This is a genomic window from Pseudomonas sp. SWRI81 (genome assembly GCF_014268545.1).
Taxonomy (GTDB): domain Bacteria; phylum Pseudomonadota; class Gammaproteobacteria; order Pseudomonadales; family Pseudomonadaceae; genus Aquipseudomonas; species Aquipseudomonas hamedanensis.
In genome coordinates this window covers 44,650-64,682 of record NZ_JABWQS010000037.1, presented here as the reverse complement: position 1 = coordinate 64,682, position 20,033 = coordinate 44,650, and the positions used below count along the sequence as shown (strand labels likewise).

Genomic DNA, 20,033 nt, shown 5'->3' with positions numbered 1-20,033 from the left:
TCGTCGAGCAGCAGCGGGCCACGTGGGCCGGCGGAGCGAGAATTCTGGTTATCAGCGACAGGTGCGCCACTGGCGGTGGTAAGCGTTCGGTTCTGGTTCATGTTCAATACTCTTCTATCGCTTGCGCAGTCAGCCGCGGCCTTCGACCGCCGACGCCCCGTTGGAAATGATCACTTCGACCCGACGGTTCAATTGGCGTGATTGTGCCGTCGCGTTATCGGCGACCGGGTATTCCTTGCCGTAGCCTTGGGTCATGATGCGGCTCATGTCGATACCCAGGCGTTCCAGGGCGAAAGCCACACTTTCGGCGCGGCGCTCGGAGAGTGTCTGGTTGAAAGCATCGCTGCCCACGCTGTCGGTGAAGCCTTCGATGCGCACCTTGCGCTCGGGGTTGTTGAGCAGAAAATCCGCCAGGCGCTGAAGGTTGCGCTGGTTGCCTGGTTTAAGGCTGGCCTTGCCGGTGTCAAACAGCACATCGCCAAAGGTGATCACCTCGCCGCGCGACGTCTGTTTGGCGTTCATCGCTTGCAGGGCCTTGAGCTGCTGGGTACGGACGTCCAGGCGCACCTGGGTACGCTGCACATCAATCGTGCTCAGGCCCGCTTCGGCCTTGCGCCCGAGAATGGTCTGCTCGGCCAGGGCGATCTTCTGTCTGGCCAGATAAGCGAGCTGGTCGATCTCGGGTGCACGACGGTCCTGAATCGATTTTTGCTCGGCCTTGCCCAGGGCGGTCAAGGCATCCTGGGTTTCCAGCGCGGCCAGGGTGCTCGACTCGGGTTTGCTCTGGAGGTCCGAGAAGCGCTGGCGTGCCTCGACCAATTGCGGGTTTTCGGGGGTTGCCGCACAGCCGGTCAATACCAGGGCGAATACGCAAGCGGCAGGAAACAGAATACGCATGGAACAGTCCTCAGTTGGAAAGCGTGGTGGCGGGTGTCAGGCCAGCATTGGGGGCCTGGAGCATTTCCTGCTTGAGCACCTGGATGCCGGCCTGGGCAGCCTGCAATTCCTTCTGCAATTTCGCCGTGCGCGCCATGCGCTCGGCCAGCGCCGCATCCACTTCGATCTGCTCGGCCAAGCCTCTGGCCTGTCCGTAGTTCTTTTCGCCGAGCGCGCGTTCCATTTGCATGGTTTTGTCCTGCGCGGTCCGCATGGGCACCGGTGCGTACTGCGTTGCCCCCGCCGAAACCGCCCGGTTCAGGGCGTTTCTAGCCAGGGAAACCTGCTCGTCCGGTGCCGGTGCACTAGCGCAGGCGCTGAGCAAGACCGTCGCCGCGAGCAAGAAAGACCAACGAAGGGCTCGCCGACGTACATGTTGGATACTCATTGAATTCTCCAGACTTCTGACCAGGTATGTGCAAAAGAGGCAGTCATGAGTCCGTTGCATGCATCGTCGGGGAAGACGACAGCGTGTTAGCCAAGACGGACACCGACCGCCGTGCTTGAAGCGGTAAATGTCGTCTCAGTTTCAGCTTGAGCGGCACCTGAAGACTATGAGACTTGTCTCGATTTTCAGGGCGCAGGGCCAACGTTCAGCCCGTTGGCACGCAGGTGATTCAGGTGTCTGTTTGAGGCTCTCGCTCGGCCTGCTCCAGCAGGGCAACCAGCTCTGCTTCGACTGTCAGGATGGCGTTCTCCAGCGCTACCCGCCGCGCCTGAATGTCCGTGTCCGGTAACCCTTGCGAGCAAGCGTCCTCCAGCGCGTCGCACTGTTCCACCACCGTCCGGGCATTGACCACTTTGGCGCCGCCCTTGATTCTATGGGCCATCTGTGCCAGCAACGACAGGTCAGCGCTGAGGGCCAGCGCACGCAGGCTGTGAAGATCATCCTGATTGCTTTGAATCAGATCCTTGAGCAATTGCACCATCAGTTGCGGGTCATCGCCCGTCAGGTAGCGCAGGCGTTCGAGCCCCAAGGCTGCATCCTCCCGCTCGGTAATGGCTGCCGGCAGCCTGTCGGCGTAGCCCAGCAGACGCTGGTTCAGCCCGGCCAGGCTGATCGGTTTGAACAGGCAATCGTCCATACCGGCCGCCTTGCAGCGCTCACGCTCTTCCGGCTGGGCGTTGGCGGTAAACCCGAAGATCAGGCAGGCCGGCAACTGACGTTGCTGTTCCTGTTGGCGGATGGCCTGGCTCAGCTCGTAGCCGTTCATCAGCGGCATGTTGCAGTCGGTGATCACGACATCAAATCGATTGGTTTGCCACAGGCGCAATCCGCTGGCCCCCTCCTCAGCCTCGCGAACCTTATGCCCGAGGAACGTCAGTTGCTTACTCAGCAACAACAGGTTTGCCGGGTAATCGTCGACCACCAGAACCCGCAGCGAACGTGACGCAGAAGCCGGCAACTCTTCATCGTTGCGGACCGGCCTGACGATGTCGTCCAGTCGCGTCAGGCTGAGCAGGACGGTGACCGTCGTGCCCTGCCCCTGAGTACTGTGTAGTTCGAGTTGTCCGCCCATCATTTCGCACAAGGTGCGGCTGATCACCAGCCCCAGTCCGGTGCCCTGGCGAGCGGACTGGCCGCTGTCGGCCTGAGCAAACGGCTTGAACAACCGCGGCAGGTCCTCGGCGCAGATGCCGATCCCGGTGTCCTCGACCCGCACGCGGATTTTCAACTCGCGGGGCGTGTCAGACGGCTCGCTCTGCAGGCTGATCAATACGTGCCCTTGCTCGGTGAACTTGATGGCGTTGCTCACCAGGTTCGACAGGACCTGTTTGAACCGCAGAGGATCGATCAGCACATCGCCGATAATGCCAGGATCGATCTGCATCTTGATCCGCACGCCTTTCTGCCTGGCAACGCCATCGAATACTCGGACGACGGCTTCGACCAGCTCGCGCACATCGGCGCGCTCCGGGCTCAGGCTCATTTTTCCAGCCTCGATACGGGCGATATCGAGAATGTCGCCAATCAGGTCGAGCATGCTGTTGGCCGAGCTGAACGCCACCTCCAGGGCGAAACGATCGAGTTGCCCCTGGTCGGCCTTTTCCAAGGCCATTTCCAGCATGCCGATCACCGCGTTCATCGGTGTGCGGATTTCGTGGCTCATGGTTGCCAGGAACGTCGTCTTGGCCTTGCTCGCCGCTTCTGCCTGCTCCTTGGCATTACGCAGTTGCTCAAGCAAGTGCTTGCGCTCGCTGATGTCGATCCAGCCGCCGATGATGCCTTTGACGTCCTGTCTGGCGTCGCGATAAGGCAGGATCCAGTGGTGCAGGCTGTGCAATTGGCCGCTGGCGCCGATGTGCAACTGGCTGTCCTGAATCAGGGCTTCGCCGGTTGTCATGACCCTCAGGCACTGGGACTGGTAGGTGGCGATTTCTTGCGGATCAGGCAGCAGACTCGCCGTGACCGGCTGGCCCAGTACCGCCTCGCGGCTGACGCCAAACGCCTCCAGGTAGCTGTTGTTGCAGATCAGCAGTGCGCCCTGGCGATCTCTGACATAAATCGGATGGGGCGTGCCATCGATCAGCGTATGCATGAATGCCAACTGGTCTTCCAGCGCCTGCTCGGTACGCAGGCGCCGACGAATTTCCCGACGCTGATAAGTGATCCAGAACACAAAGGCCAGTGACAGCACCGCGGCACCCATCAGCGTCTGGATGATCAGCGCCCGGTAGTTCTGCCAGTAGCCGTCGCTGATGACCGTGTTGGTACGCCAGCGGTTGGCCAGGCTCATCATTTCATCCGGCGGAATACTCAGCAGCGCTTTGTCCAGGATCGAGCGCAACTCCAACGCCCCGCGGTCGGTGGCAAATGCCGTGGTGGCGGGTATCTCTCCGACGGTTGAGACCGTACGCAACTGGTCTCGGAAAAAACGGCTGGTGAAATAATTCGCGCTGATCAGCGAATTGACCGCCGCATCGGCGCGTCCCTGGGCCACCAATTCCATGGCATTGAGCGCATTGTCGGCCCTGACCAAAGTGATCGCCGGAACGTGCGCCTTGAAATATTCAGACAGCGGCGTCTCGTCGATCAACGCCAGACGCTTGCCCGACAGTTCTTCGAGGGCGTTGGGGCTTCCCGCACGCAAGCTGCTGACCAGCACAAACGAGCTGGACAGGTAGGGCCGGGTGAAGCCCAGCACCCGCTCGCGGGAGTCGCTGCGGCTCAACGCACCGATCATGTCGGCGCGCCCCTGTCGTATGTCCTCGACCATCTCTTGCACCGAGTCGACGGCTTGCGTTTCGAACTTCAACCCAGTGAGCAAGCTGACTTGTTTCAGCACGTCAGCGGTGACCCCGCGAAAGCGCTTTTGCGAATCGAAAAAAGTCAGTGGCGCGTAGCTTTCATTGATCACCACCCGCACCACCGGATGCTCTGCGATCCAGCGTTGTTCGGCGGGCGTCAACTGCAGTCGGGTCTGCCGGAACAGTTCATTGACGCCACCGCCACTCCAGCGCTGGAGAATGCTCAACCGTTCGCTCTCCGGAATGCGCTCTATGCCGGAATCGATCACGCGCTGTAGCGTCTGATTGTCCTTGAGCATGGCGAAAGAAAAATGCTGCAACGCCATCCCGGAGAAACGTGAGAGCTGAAGGGTATTGAGGAAGTTTTTGCCGACCAGATAATCCGCACTGATGATGTCCCCCAGGAAGGCGTCCGCTTGACCGAATGCCACCGCCGCAATGGCGCTCTGGATCGACGAGTAAAGGCGAATATCGGCTTGCGGATACAAGGCCCGGACGTCCTCTAGCGGCAGGTACTCGGCGTGCATCGCCAGGCGCTTGCCAGACAATGCCTCCTGCTCGGGGCCTGCCTCATTGATGCGCGTCACGATCACCGGCTGATCGTCCGTGTAGGGCGCGCTCATGCTGATTCCGGCAAGGGCTGCTTCATAGCGGCCGGAACTGCCCAGCAAATCTATCTGCCCCTCAAACAGCGCCTGGATCGCCGCTTGCCGACTGGCATATTGATAAACCTCGACGTCGACGCCCAGCGCCTTGGCGAGGATGCCCATGTAGTCGGCCGTGATGCCCTCGTACTCGCCCCCGCTGCTGGTGACATCGAAAGGCAAAAAGTCCGGGGCGGAAGTGCCTAACCTGAGCACCTTCGTGTCTCGCAGCCACTGCTGGTCTTCGCTGCGCAATGGCAGCGTCTGGTTGCCCAGACCAGCAAGACTGGAACGGCCGAGCAGCTTCAGCCGCTGTGGCTCAGGCTCTGCGGCCCAGACGGCCTGAAACAGAAACTGCGAACAGAACAACAGCAGACACACACACCAGCGACTCGACATAGGACCCCGCGGCAAAGACTGTGGTTGGACCATTCTTGAGGTCACTTGGGCGGTAAATACCGGGACGGGCCGTCCCGGCAGCATCATTCAGGGCGTCGTGATGAGCGCGTTGCGCTTGGCGAGGTCGGCCAGTTCAACCACGCTGCGAACTCTCAGCTTGGCGAGGATATTGGTTTTATGGGTGCTGATGGTCTTGCTGCTGAGCATCATGGTTTCGCCGATAGTCTTGTTACTCAGCCCTTGAGCCAACTGCTGCAACACCGCCAGTTCCCGATCGGTAAGACTGGCGACCCGGTCCGCTTCGGTGGCTTCGATGTCCGACTTGCGCACCGAATCGGCACTGACGCTGGGAAAGTAGTTATAGCCCCTCATGACTGCCCGCACCGCGCTCAACAGATCATCGAGTTCCTCGGATTTGTACACGTAACCGGCAGCACCGGCGTGCATGCAGCGCTGGGAATAGAGATCCGGTTTTTGCGAGGTCAGCATGACGATTTTCAGGGAAGGCAGGTCGTTTCGCAGGCGCGTGATGACTTTGACCCCGTCCAGCCGCGGCATGCCGATATCGAGAATCAGCAGATCGGGCTTCAGTTCCAGGGCCATTTGTATGGCATCCGCACCGTTTCCGGCCTCTGCAATCACCTTATGGCCGTCTCTGGTGAGCAAAGTCTTTACCGCCCAACGGACGATGGGATGATCATCGGCAATTAATACCCGATACATAAACGCTCCTGCTCCTGCTTCCTGTTGATCCTGAGCAGCGTCCAGAAACCGCAGCCTCGAACACGATTATAGAGCGAGGCTGCGCGCCCATCGCCCAGGCCGACAGGGATGTTTGCCGGGACACCGCGAACGCATCATAGCTGACTGCGTCAGCGGCGGCGGCCCCGTTCTTTTCAATGCGCCCTGCCCTGCACTGCGATCCGTTGCGCCGCCGTCATGGCTGCGAACCGCGCAGCCAGCCGGCCAGCACACCCGCTCCGGCGTATTGACGGAAGATCGCCTGGTAGCCATCGAAGCGATTGGTGATTTCGCTCACCTGATTACCGTAGTGATCGTTCTCGGCGATCAATACATCCAGCAAGGTGCGCTTGCCCAAGTGATACCACTGCTCATAGAACGCCAGGCGAATCCGTTCCGACTCGACGGTGAGGTCACGATAGAGTTCGGCACGCTCAAGCAATGTGCGCGCGTCGTGGTCGGCGGTACGCACGCGGTATTCCAGGTCCAGACGTTGTTGTTCGGTCTCCTGCCGACTGGCTTCGGCGCGTTGCAATGCCGCGCGCTCCGACGCCCGTGCCGAACCGCCACGGAAAGCGCCCCAAGTGACCGCCAACGAGGTTTGCCACGGTTGCTCCCGTCCCAGCGCGTCATCGGCGGTGGTCTTGCTGATCACCCAGTTCAGCTGTGGCAGCGAAGACGAACGTACCACCTGTGCCTGCAGTTCAGCCGACTCGGTGCGTGCCTTGGCCTGATGGATCGTGGGGTGATCCTCGGTCCGCGCCAGCAGGCTATCGAGGTTGGCCAGGCGGATATTCCACTCTCTGGTTCGCGGAATCAGCAGCGGCCGTTCCCCCACCAGTTTGCGCAGGTTGATCTCGGCATCCCGGGCGCGGGTCTGGGCCGTATCGCGTACCGCCTGAGCCTGGAGCAAACGCGCCTTGGCCTGGGTCAATTCACTGGCCCGGCCTTTGTCCACCGCGACAATGCCGGCGAGCATCCTGACCAGTTCATCCATGCGATCAACGAACTGCTGGCTGATATCGATGATGATGCGCTGCTTACCCAACTCGACCATCGTGGTGGTGACGTCATACGCCGACGCTTCCAGTTCCGCTTCGATACCCGAACTGGCGGCCTTGGACAGGTGCCGGCGGCTCTCGATGGTTTTACTGATCCGGCCCCAGTCATAGATCGGCGTGGTCACATTCATGTTGATGCCGCTGCTGCTCGGAGACTCACCGTCGGCACCCGAACCGAACCTGGCTGCCTTCGACTGGGTTCCCAGATCGACTTGGGGCCAACGCTGCCCCTTGGCTTCGTCGACGTCGGCTTCGGCTGCCTCATGCTCGGCCAGCGCCCGTTGCACCTGGGGGCTGCGTTCGGCAGCGGCTTGGACCGCTCGGTAGAACATGTCGCGCAGTTCTTTTTCCGAGGGACCGGCGGCCGCCGCTGTCCTCGCGGCCAGACGCGGTGGCAACGCCGCAGTGGCAAGGGCTGACACACCCGGCACCGCGTCCGTTGCGGTGCTGGCTCCGGTCGCGGTAAACGTCAGCGTGTCGGCATGCACCGGCATCGACCAGGCCTGAGCGAGCAGCCACACGACCATCAGCCACAGCGTGGGCAGACGAAAAAAACGCGCAAAAGGTCCTGCTGCGGCGCGGCGTGAGCGCGCGCAGTACGGTTGAATCTGAGTCATGGTTATCGCTCCCGGAAGGCTTCGCGTGCCTTGAGCACGGGCTTGAGCAAGTAATCGAGAATGGTTTTTTCGCCGGTGCGGATTTCTACCGAGGCGACCATCCCGGGGATGATCGGCAAGGCTTTGCCGCCGGCATTCAGTTCGCTGCTGTCGGTCAGTACCAGCACCCGGTAATAGGTATCGTCGGGACGCCCGGCGGCGGCCTTTTGATCATCCTTCAGAGTGTCGGGACTAATGTGCTCGACCGTGCCTTTCAAGCCGCCATAGATGGCGTAGTCATAAGCCGTGATCTTTACCGTTGCTGGCAGCCCGGGGTGCAGAAACGCAACATCCGAAGGCCTGATCTTGCCTTCCACCAGCAGTTGTTCTTCCAGCGGCACGATTTCCAGAATGTGCTCGCCGGGCTGGATCACCCCGCCGATGGTATTGACCCGCACATTCTTCACCGTGCCGCGTACCGGTGCGGTGATGGTGGTGCGTTCGACGATGTCCGCCCGCCCGACCAGGTTCTCGCTGGTCTGCGACAGCTCAAGCTCAAGCTTGGCCAACTCGGAGTTGGCATCGGCCTGGAATTTGTTGGTGCGCTCGACCATCTGCGACTTGATCTCGTTGGCCTGGCGCTGAATGCGCAGCAGCTCCACTTCGGACATCAAGCCTTTGGCGGCCAACGGCTGGGCCAGGCGCACTTCGCGACTGGACAAGGCATAGCTGCGCTGCAACGCGTTGATGCTTTCATCCAGCGCCCGTTTACGGGCGTTGTAGGCGCGGGTTTCCTGGGCGACGACGGTCGGGTCCTGCCTGACCATTTCGTCGAATTCGAGCGGCTGCTGATACGCCTCGGAGCGCAGCCGTGCAATCGAAGCCTTGAGGCCGATCACCTTCGACAGTGCCTCGCGGTAGCTGGACTGCGCACGGGTCGGGTCGATCTTGAGCAAGACCTCGCCTTTCTCGACGATGGCACCTTCGCGCACGTTCATTTCCGCGAGAATGCCGCCCTCCAGGCTCTGAATCACTTGCTCGCGGCTCAGGGAAATAATCTTCGCCTCGCCCTGGGTGATTTCTTCCACCCGGGCGAAGGACGCCCAGACCAGGCCACCGACCAACACCGCGGCAATCAGATACAGCACCAGTTTGGAACCCGGCGTCGTCTGGGTCAGCAACGACTCTTGCACATCATTCATGAAGGCGGCATCGCCCGGCTTGAGGTCCGGAGCGCCTTTACCGCGCAGGAATTGACCGATCATTGTGCTGCCTCCCCTTGTACGGCAACCGGGCGCGGCGGCCCCACTCGAACCTTCTGTGTCCGTGCCGTCGGCTGGGCCGGCGCGGCGCTGTTGGCCGATTTGCCCGCGAGGCTGGCGAGGATCTTGTCCTTGGGTCCATCGGCGACCACCTTGCCGTCGTCCACCACGACGATGCGCTCGACCAGGGCCAGCAACGACGGACGATGCGTCACCACCACCACGGCCTGGCCTTCAGTGGCGTGCTTGAGGTGTTCGAGAAATTGCGCTTCGCTTTGCGTGTCCATGGCACTGGTCGGCTCATCGAGCAGCAGCAGTTTTGGCCGTGCCAGCAGGCTGCGCGCCAGCGACACCAGTTGCCGCTGTCCGCCGGACAGGCCCTCACCCATCTCGCCGATCGGCAGGTTGATGCCTTGAGGATGACGGGCCGCCACCCGGTCCAGGCCGGTCAGGCGCAAGACTCGCAAAAACTCTTCGGCGGTCGATTCGGGGCGGCCGATCATCACGTTCTCGCGCAGCGAACCGTAAAACAGCCGCGCATCCTGGCCGACGTATCCCACGGCCTTGCGCCAGTCGGCCGGGTCGATTTGATTGACGTCCAGGCCGTCGGTGAACATCTGCCCCTCAACCGGCGAATACAGACGCGCCATCACCCGCAACAGGGTCGACTTGCCACTGCCGATACGCCCGAGAATCGCCACACGCTCACCGGCCTGGATCGACAGGTTGATGCCTTGCAGTACCGGCGGGTTGGGTTGCATCGGCGGCGCCGGATAGGCGAAGGCCACATTCTTGAGCGCGATCTGCCCCGACAGTGTTGGCTTGGCGAGATATTCGCGATCCGAATCGCGATCCACCGGCATGGCCATGAGCTTGTTGAGCGACTGCAAGGCCGCCTTGGCCTGCTGGAAACGCACCGCCAGGCCGATCACCTGACCCAAAGGCGCGGTAGCACGCCCGGCGAGCATGACCGTGGCGATCAGCGCGCCCATGGTCAGGTCCCCGGCATCGATCAGGTACACGCCGATGATGATCAACGCCACGGTCTGCAGTTGCTGCAGGAACGCCACCACTCCGGTTGCCAGGCTGGAGAGCTGGCGCGACTTCAACGACGTTGCCGCCGACAGCGCACTGAAGGTTTCCCAGCGCCGCTGCATGTACGCCTCGCCGCCGACGGCCTTGAGCGTTTCCAGGCCCTCAACCGACTCGACGAGTACACCCTGCTTGAGCGACGACTCGCGCAGGTTCTCTTTCATGGTGCGCGCCAACGGCCATTGAATGATTACGCTGACCAACAGGATCAGCGGAATCAACAGCAACGGTACCCAGCCCAGCGGCCCGCCAATGGCAAAGATCACACCGACGAACATCAGCACGAACGGCAAATCGGAGATCGCCGCCAGAGTGGCTGACGTCGCGAAGTCGCGCACCGATTCGAACTCGCGCAACTGGTTGGCGAACGAGCCCGACGACGCTGGCTTGTGTTCCATCTGGATCGACAGCGCCTGGCGGAACAACATCGTGCCCAGCACCAGATCGGCTTTCTTGCCGGCGACATCGAGCAAATGTGCGCGCACATACCGCGCCACCGCCTCGAACACCATGGCCACGGCGACGCCGATGCCCAGCGACCACAGGGTGACGAACGCCTGATTGGGGACCACGCGGTCGTAAACGTTCATGGTGAAAAAGATACTGGACAGCGCCAACACGTTGATCAGCACCGCGCCGATGGCCGCACTGCGGTAGTAACGGCGATAGCGCCACAAGGTGCTGAGCAACCAGTGCCCAGCGGCCTGCGGGGCCTGCTCGCCAGCGCGGGTGTCGACCTTGGCGCGCGGCTTCACCAGCACGGCGAAACCGGTGTACATCTGCTCCATCTCCAACTGGCTGACCTCGACCGCTTCACCGCTGATTTCTGGCAGTACCACTTGATAGAGGAAGCTGCGCTTGTCGTCGGCCTGCGGATCACGTCGGCGACCGAGCAGGATGCAGCCACCCTGCTCATGGCGCAGCAACACCATCGGCATCAGTTGGCTGGGCAGCGACTGGGCGTTGCGCTCGATCAATCCGGCAGACAGACCGGCATTGGACAGCGCCGCCAACGCCAGCGACGGCGACAGCAGGCCACCCTTGGGCAAGCCCGCCGTTAATGCCTCCGGGCTTTTGCCAAAGCCATAGTGATCGCAGATCCACGACACGCTTTGCAGCAGCGTGTCCTGGATACGGGTTGGCGGCGCAGGCACAGCCTGATCCGCCATGCTTGAATGAACAGGCATGTCAGTAGCCATCAAAAGAGTCCTGGGTCGAGGTCGAGCGAATCGACAGACTTGAGGGTTTCAAGGCGCCCCATTCAGCGATGTGAACGTCCAGCCGATGCGGCGGGTGGCCTTGAAGCGATTAAGACAATTCTGACTCCCAGACCCTGTTGGCAAAACAAGACTTGTCCCAAAAACCGGCGGCCACGCATTGCACGGACCGGCGGTTTGACCCGCGTGCCAACATCCCCGTTGCCTGACACACCGCCATCGCGAGCAAGCCTGCTCCCACACTGGGTTCGGCGCCGAGCCATTAATCTCAATCCAGCCAAAAACCCCCTGTGGGAGCGAGCCTGCTCGCGAAGGGGCCAGCACAATCAACATCCCCGCCGCCTGACACACCGCCATCGCGAACAAGCCCGCTCCCACACTATGTCCTGCGCCGAACCACCAATCCCAATCCAGCCAAAACTCCCTGTGGGAGCGAGCCTGCTCGCGAAGAGGCCAGCACAGCCAACATCCCCGCCGCCTGACACACCGCCATCGCGAGCAAGCCCGCTCCCACACTGGGTTCTGCGTCGAGCCATTAATCTCAATCCAGCCAAAAATCCCTCTGGGAGCGAGCCTGCTCGCGAAGGGGCCAGCACAATCAACATCCCCGCCGCCTGACACACCGCCTTCGCGAGCAAGCCCGCTCCCACACTGGGTTCGGCGCCGAGCCATTAATCTCAATCCAGCCAAAAATCCCCTGTGGGAGCGGGCTTGCTCGCGAAGAGGCCAGCACAATCAACATCCCCGCAGCCTGATCAATCGCCAGTCGGCTCACTGATAGGCATCCCTTCCTATGCCTCAACATTATTGATAAACACAAAAAAACCGCCGCCTCCAAAAATCAGAGGCGGCGGTTTGGTTTGACGCGGTCGGTCCGAATCAGCCTTGCGCAGAACCTTCGACGCGCACCACTACGCGGCGATTCGGGGCGTTGCAGCGCACTTGCTCGCTTTTGCTACCCCGGCACACGTCGATCACCGGTTCCTGGCTGCCGGCGCTGCTGGCACTGACCGCGGAGGCCGGCAGGCCGCCGTCGAGAAGGATCCGGCGCACAGTTTGCGCGCGCTTGAGGCCCAGCACCTGGTTGCTCGCTTCGCTGCCGAGCGAATCGGTGTGACCGATCACCTGGATGCGCTTGGACGCAGCGGCGTCGCCACGCAACTGGCTGGCCAGTTCGCGGATGGTCGCTCGTCCCTGGGCGGTGATGTCCTGATAACCCGATTTGCCAAAGGCGAACAGCACGTCACCGGACAAGGTATGGTCTTGCTGCGCGACGCCCTGCTGATAGCGGCAGGCTTCGATCGTCGATGCCCGCGACAAGGCATGGGCCTGCACACGGCCGGCCGCCAGCTCGCGCTCGGCGTCGGCCCGCGCAACCACTTGCGGCGCGCCGGTGCTGGTGCTGTTGACCCGCAAGAAGTAGGTTTTGCCGCCCTGAAACTCGGCCCGATAGGTGTCGCTGTTCTTGCCTTTGTACAGCGGCGCGTCGTTCAGATAAGCGCCCAGAGTATGGTCGCCCGGCTTGACGCAGAACGCGGTGTAGCCACCGGGCAGCAAGCCGGTGTGGAAACGGCGGTCCACATAAACGTGGGCCGCGCCCTTGTCGGCCTGCCCGGCTTCGGCCGCGCGGTAGTACACCACCTGAACCTGATCGTTGCCGACCGGAGCCACCGGCTGATAGGCCGCGCCAAAGGTCTTGGTTTCCGGCGCGGCCTGCGCCAGCAGCGGTAGGCCGGCGAGCAGCAGTGCGCCGCACAGGACAAAAGGGGTCGCGTGGTTTCGTTTGAACATGGTCATGACTCCACCACGGGTGCCGTTCAACCGGCACCCGGGTATTGATGTATGGGAAAGTTGGCGAATAAACGGGTAACCCGCAGGGACAGAGCAAACGCCCCGCCCCGCTAGCCTTACACCAGGTTGGTGGTGACCCCGTCCTGTACCAGTAACTGAGCGTCCAGACTCGAATGCTGGAACACGTTGTAGGTAATACCTTCTACCGTGACCGCACCTTGCGCCGCCCAGTCGCCCGGATCGGTCCCGTCGGCGAGCAGGTCGTCGAGGTTGACCTCATCGCCGGCGTTGCCCTTGACCATCATCTGGACAGTTTCATCGCTGGTGAACAGTGAGGTTTCACCTTGTTCCAGTACGTCACCGAGGGACAGATTCAGGGTGTTGTTGCCGGTGCCGGTGATGTCGATGATTTCGATGGACTCCAGTTTTCCGATAATACCTAGATCAAGCGTCTGTGTTGTGCCTGTCAAACTCAGAGTATCGACCCCAAGACCACCGTTAATAGCGCCGCTGCCCGCCAATAGGCCGACGTCAGCTAACGAGAAAACATTGTCAGCTTCGCCACCGTAATACTGAACATCGCCTTGAGTAATCGTTTGGTTAATCTCTGCGACAGTTTCCCCAGTAGCCGAGTACCCCTCGACCCCCATCTGAATATCATCTATCCAGAATGCACCTATTGTTCGGCCGGTAGCCTCCAAAGTTACAGATGAAAAAGTTAGTCCGTATGGTAATTCAGCTGTAATGACGTAAGGGGTGCCACCAGGAGAATCATCAATAAAACTCTCCTCATAAACTTTTGTGTTGTTCTGATCATAGAATACGGCGGTAACCTGCTCACCGAAATTTAAGTCACCTATCGTCATAGACATGTAACTAAAGTCATGACTTTTCATATCAAGTTGGATTTTCGAACCTGCGCTAATGGTCATAGCCATGCTGGGCGAAGGTGTCGTCCATCCCCGTCCGTCGCCAAAGCCCGTTGTACCCCAACCCAGATCAGGGCCGACAGCGATAGCTCGAAAGTCGAAATTGGAGAGCGCAATCACATCGCCTGCCGCCATGGTCGTTGGTGACTGCGAATTGAAATCTTCAACAATTATATTTGAGTCGGTTTTCTCATAAATTACATAAGAAGAGACATTGCCAGCCGTATCAACGATAGCAGCCGCGATAACATTTGAATTTCCCTTATCTGCAGAAGACCACGATACCGATACAGCCCCCGCGTCAATATCATCCTGACTTAGTGACTGCTCGACAATGAAACCGTCGATTATCAAATGGATCTTGCTGCCTACAGTCAGACCACTACCATTGAACTCAATTTCAACATTCGTACCATCCCACTTCACCGTATCGGGCACAGCGACAGAGGTGTTCACGGTAACGGTCTGACTGGAAGCATTTGCATTACACGCTAAATCGGTAACGCGCGTTTGAATTTCCCAGCTACTGCTGTGGCTATTCTGGTCAATAAAGCTCCAGCCCCCAGCACCATCAACCAAAGCATCCAGCCAAGTGACACCACCATCCGTGGACACCTGCACTTTTTCGCCAGCCGCCAACGCAGCACTCAACGTGCCCTGAATCAAACGTCCCGCCGAACCGTCGTTGGTAACGAAGTCACTGCTGTCAGCACCGCTGTCCTTGCCCATGCTGGTGACCACGGCCTGTGCCAAAGGCGCCGTGAGGTCTATAACAAAATCCAGCGCACCGCTCGGATCACTCTCGTTGCCCGCCTTGTCGCGGATTACGATATCGACGCTGTACGCATCTTCGGGAAGGTCGTGTTCTGGTGTCCAGGACCAGGTACCGTCGCTTTTTACGGGCGTAGTACCAATAATGGCGCCCTTGTTGCGGATGACCACGGTGTCGCCAAACTCCAGGCCGACGCCCTTGAACTCCGGTCGGGCGTCATTGGTTTCATCGCCCGGTTTGATTTTGTCAATAATCGGATCCTGGTCATCCCACGCACCTTCAAACGCCTTACCCTCCCCGATGCTGCCGTCACCCGGCATTACCGGCGCCTGGGTATCAACGATGATCAAGTGCGGATCGGAAGGATCACCTTCGTTGCCGGTAGGGTCTTTGATCACGACCACCACTTCATGGTTGCCGTCGTCCAGCGCAGGGTCCGGGGTGAATGACCAGTTGCCGTCGTCATCGACGATGGTTTCGCCGATCACTTCACCGTTGTCCCTAATGATCACGGTATCGCCCGGCTCCAGACCGCCGCCATTGAAGATTGGCTGCTTGTCCGAAGTGGCGCCGCCGTTGCCGATAGGATCACCGGACTGGTCAACGACTTCGCCGATCACGCCTTTGCCCGGTATTACAGTATCGATAATGATGGTGTACGGATCGGACGGCAGGCCGGCATTGCCAGCGGCATCGACCGCGACAGTGGTAAGCACGTGCTGGCCATCGCCCCACGCGGTTTCCGGCGTATAGCTCCAGGTGCCGTCGGCATTGACAATGGTTGACCCGGTTTTCACACCATTGGCGTAGACGTCGATACGCGCGCCGGCTTCGCCGGTGCCGGTCAGCGTCGGACGGTTGTCGTCGGTGTAGCCGCCATTCGCAACAGGGCCGGTGTCGTTGCCTTCATTGTCAATCACAGCAGAAATTGTCGATTTGCCGGGTGCGGTCACATCGACGATCAGCTCAAAGCCTTCGGACGGGATGCCCTCGTTGCCGGCAGGGTCTTTTTCAACCACGACCAGGTTGTGCGCACCTTCAGGCAGCGGCGTGGTGGGGGTGAATTCCCAACTGCCGTCTTCGCCAACCACTACTTCGCCAATAACGACACCGTTGTCCCTGATGACAACCGTGTTGCCCGGCGTGCCGGTGCCGGTGAAGGTCGGGGTGCGGTCGTCGGTCGCGCCGCCGTGGCCGATCAGTCCCTGTTCATCACCGACATTGTCATAAACACCGGCGATGGGTGCGGTTGGCGGGATGCCAGGGGCGTGATCATTACCACCATCGCTTTTGTTACTGACGGCATACGCCACACCACCCAGCGCCAATGCGCCCAGACCGAGCATGGCCGGCATGAAGCCCATGCCGGCCATGCCCATCAGACCAGCGCCAGCGCCCGCGACCAGACCAGTGCCAAAGCCCGGCAACTGATCCGAAGCCAGCACCTGGGCCGAAGAGTCGCCATCCATCAGGAACGCGGCTTCGTGTTCGGCGTCAGCGTCGGAAGCAACGTACTCGTGGTACTCGCCGTCTTCGGCCATGCCGACCAACTGGCTGTCGCTGCCGTAGAAGTCTTCGATGATCAGTTGCGGCTGATCCAGCTCGGCGCCTTCGAGGCTGACGTGCAGGTCTTTGCCGACCCGCTTGACGGTGATGTTCTGTGGCGCGACACCTTTCTCGCCTTCGGCGAGGATGTAGCTGCCGCCACGCACGGCTTTGATTCGTACCGGTTCACCCGCCGCGGCGCTGCGAAGCTCTTGCGTCTGGGTAATCGTCTTGCCGTCTACTACGGCGATATTCACTGCACTTGGGTTCACGTGCTCTGCCTTCAATTAGTCAGGTTGCTCATCACACCGGGAGTGCCCGGCACGCCTTCAATCAACCAAGGCATTCCGCTTTTTTTGGGGGGCCTTAGAGGTATAAGAATTCTCTTGAAGGAGGCGGTCCGCCGATATGAGACCTGTCCCAAAAGCTCAGCCATTCGGGATTTGCGAGGCAGCCAGCCGCCGCGAACGGGCGGCTGATTAATCAACTGCGGTGGTCGGCCTGCTCCGGACCGTGGCTGTTGCGCAGAGCACTTTCCAGGCGCTGGACCGCGCCAACCGAGAGCGCCGACAGTCCGGGCGCGGACGCTTCTTGCTCAATGGCTCTGGCGAAGCCGGCAATGTCCGGCCTGCCAAGGCTCAGGGCGGCACCGACGATACGGTGTGCCGTGCGTGCGACCTGACGCCAATCCGCTGCACTGACGGCTTGCCGCAACTTCGCCAGGTCGGCTTCGCTGGTCAGCAGAAATTCTTCGTGGAGGCTGGTCGCGGTGGCGGGTTCGTCCATGACAGAGGGGGTCAGGGATTGCCCGGTGTCGCACCACATTTCGATGGTCGCCCGCAGTTCGTTGAGGCGCAGGGGCTTGGACAGAACCCCGTCGATACCGGCCGACAGGCTGGCGTCCAGATGCTCCGGCCCGACCATGGCCGAGATGGCAATGATCGGCACATGCCGGGCACTGCCGAGTTCACTCTGGCGAATCCTCGACGCCACGGTATAACCGTCGATGTCCGGCAGATTGCAATCGAGCAAGACGATATCGAATGCCGTTTCAGCGATGCTGTCGAGCGCCGCTTGCCCTGTTTCCACCAGCACCGCGGCATAGCCCAAGGCGTGCAGCTGGCGCTCGATGACGAAGCGGTTCTGCGGATGATCTTCCACCACCAGCACCGTCAAGGATGCGGGCTGGCAATCCTCGGGATGTTGCTCGGCAGTGGCTTGCCGAGCGCTGTCGTCGAGGCTTACCAACGGCGCGGCACTCTCGGCCTGACGACCGAGTGCTACCGGGATTTGCACCTCGACCACGGTGCCCTTTCCCGGCTGGCTGTGCAGCTGGATATCGCCTTGCATCAGTTCCACCAGGTCCTTGCAGATTCTCAGCCCCAGCCCCGTCCCGCCGAACTGGCGTGTGGTCGATTGATCGGCCTGGGCAAACGCTCGAAACAGACGACTCTGCGCACGCTTGGCAATGCCGATGCCGCTGTCCTCAACCTTGATCGACAACACGCCCAGCGCCGAATCCTCCTGAGCCGTCGACAGGTCGACGCTCACCTCGACCCGCCCCGCCGCAGTGAACTTGACGGCGTTGGAGATCAGGTTGTTCAGCACCTGGCGCACGCGCTGGGCATCGATGACCGGCCAGACGCCCTCCTCCAATCGCAACTTGAGCATCAGCGGCAGGCCTTTTTCCTGGGCGCGGATTTCGGCAATGCTGACGGCCTCCCGCGCCAGCGCGGCAATGTCGCTGGCCTTGCAATCGAGCGTGACCTTTTTGGCCTCCATCTTGGAAAAATCGAGGACATCATCGAGCAGTTCGAGCAAGCCATTGGCCCCGGATGCCGCCACTTTTGCCAGTCGCGCTTCTTCGGGCGCGAGCTTCGCGCGTTCGAGCAATTCGATGGAGGACAGGATGGCGCTCATGGGCGTGCGGATTTCGTGGCTCATCACCGCCAGGAACATGGCTTTGTCACGCTCACTGCGCTCCGCTCGCCGACGCGCCTTGAGCGCGCGATAGACCAGCACCGCAAACAGTGCGAACAAACACGCCGCCGCCAGTGCCTGCCAGCGGTAGTAATGCAGCACGATCGGCCAGGACGGCAGACCATAATCGGTGGGCACCACCCAGCGCTCGATCATCTGGTCGGTTTCCAGCGCGGTCAGGGAACCGATCGATTTGTTGATGATGGAGAGCAACAGCGGCTGGTCTCTGGAAACGCCCATGCTGACCACGGCCGGCATGTCGACGATCGTCCCGGCGATGTGCAGCGCGCCGAGATAACGCCGCTGCATGATTGGCAGCAAGGCGGTGTCGACATCGATTGCCGCCTCCGCCTCGCCGGTCGCCACCAGATCAAGGGCCTCGGAAGGTGTGACGACAGTCAGCAGTTGGATGCCGGGATAATGCTCGCGAAGGCTGCGCTCGTATCCGCCACCGCCCTTGATCGCCACTTTTTTTCCGGATAACTGCCGTGGGTCGTACACCGTGGGGGAATTCGCCCGGGTCACGATAAGCGTCGAACCGGCAAAATAGGGTTGGCTGTAGGCAATTCTGTCGCGCAGTGCCGGCGTGGAAAACGCCTCGGAAACCGCTGGCAGCAGCTCGACCTGGCCTTTATTCAAGGCCTCCCGGGCCTCGCTCCAACTGGCGCCCGGCACCCAGCGGAACTGCAGGCCCGAGACCCGCGAAATAGCCTTCAAGTATTCGGCGCTCAGCCCTTTGTAGACGCCGTTTTCGACATATTCCAAGGGACGCCAATCGGCACCGACCGCAACGTTGATGACCGGGTGCGAAGCGATCCATTCCTGCTCCTGTTCGGTGAACCCCGGGTCTTGCGCGGCGCACAATGGTAGGTAACCGACGCTGAACAGCAGCATCAGCAGCGCTCTGAACAACCGAATCAAGCCAGGCTCAGCTCGCCGTGAATCTTGTGCAGCTCGGAATCGCAACTCACCCCGAGTTTGCGAAAGGCAGATTGCTTTTGCCCGCTGATGGTCTTCCGACTGCGGGTGAACTTGTGCGCAATCTGCGACACCGACATACCATCCAGGCAGCATCGCAGGACCTCCTGTTCCTTGGGGGAAAGCAACGGATGGCTGACAAGGGCAGAATCGGAGTCGACGCGAATCGACTTGCCGACTTCATCTTCCCCTTGCCGGGACGGCACATGCCCCAGCTCCAATGCCACTTCCTGTGCCAGATAGACACGCTCGCACGCCACCGTCCGGATCGCTCCGAGCAGATCGTCGACCTCTTGCGACTTGCCGACAAAACCGCTGGCCCCGGCACGCAGGGCCAACGAGATGGTCGCCAGGCTTTCAGCCGAAGAAGACACCAGGATCCGGACCTCGGGATGGCGCACGCGCAGCAAACGAATCAGGTTCAAACCGTCCAATTCGTCCTGTTGCAGAGAATAGTCGAGGACCAGCACATCCACCGCTTCATTGCGCAGGCCGGCCAACAGCTCACGACTGCCCGCATACATGGCAACCAGCTTGAGGTCGCGTTCCGATTCAATCCGCGAGCCGAAGCCCCGGCGAACCAACGGGTGATCGTCCAGGATGGCCACGCGCAGAGGTGAAAGATTCGACCATTTCATTTTCGCTTCTCCCGGAATCGGCAAAGTAAAAGATTCATGCTGTCGCGGCGCGGCGGGCCATCGGAAAATCAACTGAAAAAGCAGCTTCCCAAGGCCTCGGCGCAATACAAACAAGTATCGGGATCGGGGGTAGCGAAGTGTCTAAGAAATTTCCGAGAGCACACTCGGAAACAGACGGTTCTGAGCTGCCGGATCAGGCATGC

11 protein-coding genes are annotated in these 20,033 nt (G+C 60.7%); all 11 read right to left on the bottom strand.

All coding sequences use genetic code 11. The features are described from left to right. Positions 1-129: 129 nt before the first annotated feature. Positions 130-897 carry an OmpA family protein gene (locus HU765_RS20360; protein ID WP_186622549.1) on the bottom strand — a complete coding sequence of 256 codons (768 nt, stop codon included), beginning with the start codon at positions 895-897 and terminating at the stop codon, positions 130-132. 10 nt (positions 898-907) lie between these two features. Next, the gene (locus HU765_RS20355) at positions 908-1,324 is read right to left on the bottom strand and encodes a DUF4398 domain-containing protein (protein WP_186622547.1); all 417 of its coding nucleotides are present in this window, start codon (positions 1,322-1,324) and stop codon (positions 908-910) included. 229 nt (positions 1,325-1,553) lie between these two features. Continuing rightward, a complete protein-coding gene (locus HU765_RS20350; RefSeq protein WP_186622545.1) occupies positions 1,554-5,228 on the bottom strand; it encodes a transporter substrate-binding domain-containing protein in 3,675 nt (1,224 codons plus the stop codon). A gap of 87 nt (positions 5,229-5,315) precedes the next feature. Continuing rightward, the gene (locus HU765_RS20345; protein WP_186622543.1) at positions 5,316-5,951 is read right to left on the bottom strand and encodes a response regulator transcription factor; all 636 of its coding nucleotides are present in this window, start codon (positions 5,949-5,951) and stop codon (positions 5,316-5,318) included. Between the two features lie 214 nt (positions 5,952-6,165). Next, complete coding sequence (locus HU765_RS20340) at positions 6,166-7,647, bottom strand: TolC family protein (protein ID WP_186622541.1); 1,482 nt, start codon at positions 7,645-7,647, stop codon at positions 6,166-6,168. 2 nt (positions 7,648-7,649) lie between these two features. Next, complete coding sequence (locus HU765_RS20335) at positions 7,650-8,891, bottom strand: HlyD family type I secretion periplasmic adaptor subunit (RefSeq protein ID WP_186552261.1); 1,242 nt, start codon at positions 8,889-8,891, stop codon at positions 7,650-7,652. Next, on the bottom strand, positions 8,888-11,179 hold the full coding sequence (locus HU765_RS20330) for a type I secretion system permease/ATPase (protein WP_186622539.1): 2,292 nt from the start codon (positions 11,177-11,179) through the stop codon (positions 8,888-8,890). The genes HU765_RS20335 and HU765_RS20330 overlap by 4 nt, the downstream gene beginning before the upstream one ends. An 897-nt stretch (positions 11,180-12,076) precedes the next feature. Then, positions 12,077-12,988 carry an OmpA family protein gene (locus HU765_RS20325; RefSeq protein ID WP_202883679.1) on the bottom strand — a complete coding sequence of 304 codons (912 nt, stop codon included), beginning with the start codon at positions 12,986-12,988 and terminating at the stop codon, positions 12,077-12,079. A gap of 116 nt (positions 12,989-13,104) precedes the next feature. Then, complete coding sequence (locus HU765_RS20320; protein ID WP_186622535.1) at positions 13,105-16,506, bottom strand: Ig-like domain-containing protein; 3,402 nt, start codon at positions 16,504-16,506, stop codon at positions 13,105-13,107. A gap of 211 nt (positions 16,507-16,717) precedes the next feature. Beyond that, positions 16,718-19,135: a transporter substrate-binding domain-containing protein gene (locus tag HU765_RS20315; protein WP_186622533.1), complete on the bottom strand. Its 2,418-nt coding sequence runs from the start codon at positions 19,133-19,135 to the stop codon at positions 16,718-16,720. Then, positions 19,132-19,944: a response regulator transcription factor gene (locus tag HU765_RS20310; protein ID WP_346727551.1), complete on the bottom strand. Its 813-nt coding sequence runs from the start codon at positions 19,942-19,944 to the stop codon at positions 19,132-19,134. Before HU765_RS20310 ends, HU765_RS20315 begins: the two co-directional genes overlap by 4 nt. Positions 19,945-20,033 lie beyond the last annotated feature (89 nt).

Excerpts from the sequence above, each read along its gene's own strand:
- HU765_RS20340 (WP_186622541.1), bottom strand. The coding sequence starts at position 7,647 with ATGACTCAGATTCAACCGTACTGCGCGCGCTCACGCCGCGCCGCAGCA.
- HU765_RS20355 (WP_186622547.1), bottom strand. The coding sequence starts at position 1,324 with ATGAGTATCCAACATGTACGTCGGCGAGCCCTTCGTTGGTCTTTCTTG.
- HU765_RS20350 (WP_186622545.1), bottom strand. The coding sequence starts at position 5,228 with ATGTCGAGTCGCTGGTGTGTGTGTCTGCTGTTGTTCTGTTCGCAGTTT.
- HU765_RS20360 (WP_186622549.1), bottom strand. The coding sequence starts at position 897 with ATGCGTATTCTGTTTCCTGCCGCTTGCGTATTCGCCCTGGTATTGACC.
- HU765_RS20345 (WP_186622543.1), bottom strand. The coding sequence starts at position 5,951 with ATGTATCGGGTATTAATTGCCGATGATCATCCCATCGTCCGTTGGGCG.
- HU765_RS20325 (WP_202883679.1), bottom strand. The coding sequence starts at position 12,988 with ATGTTCAAACGAAACCACGCGACCCCTTTTGTCCTGTGCGGCGCACTG.
- HU765_RS20335 (WP_186552261.1), bottom strand. The coding sequence starts at position 8,891 with ATGATCGGTCAATTCCTGCGCGGTAAAGGCGCTCCGGACCTCAAGCCG.
- HU765_RS20330 (WP_186622539.1), bottom strand. The coding sequence starts at position 11,179 with ATGGCTACTGACATGCCTGTTCATTCAAGCATGGCGGATCAGGCTGTG.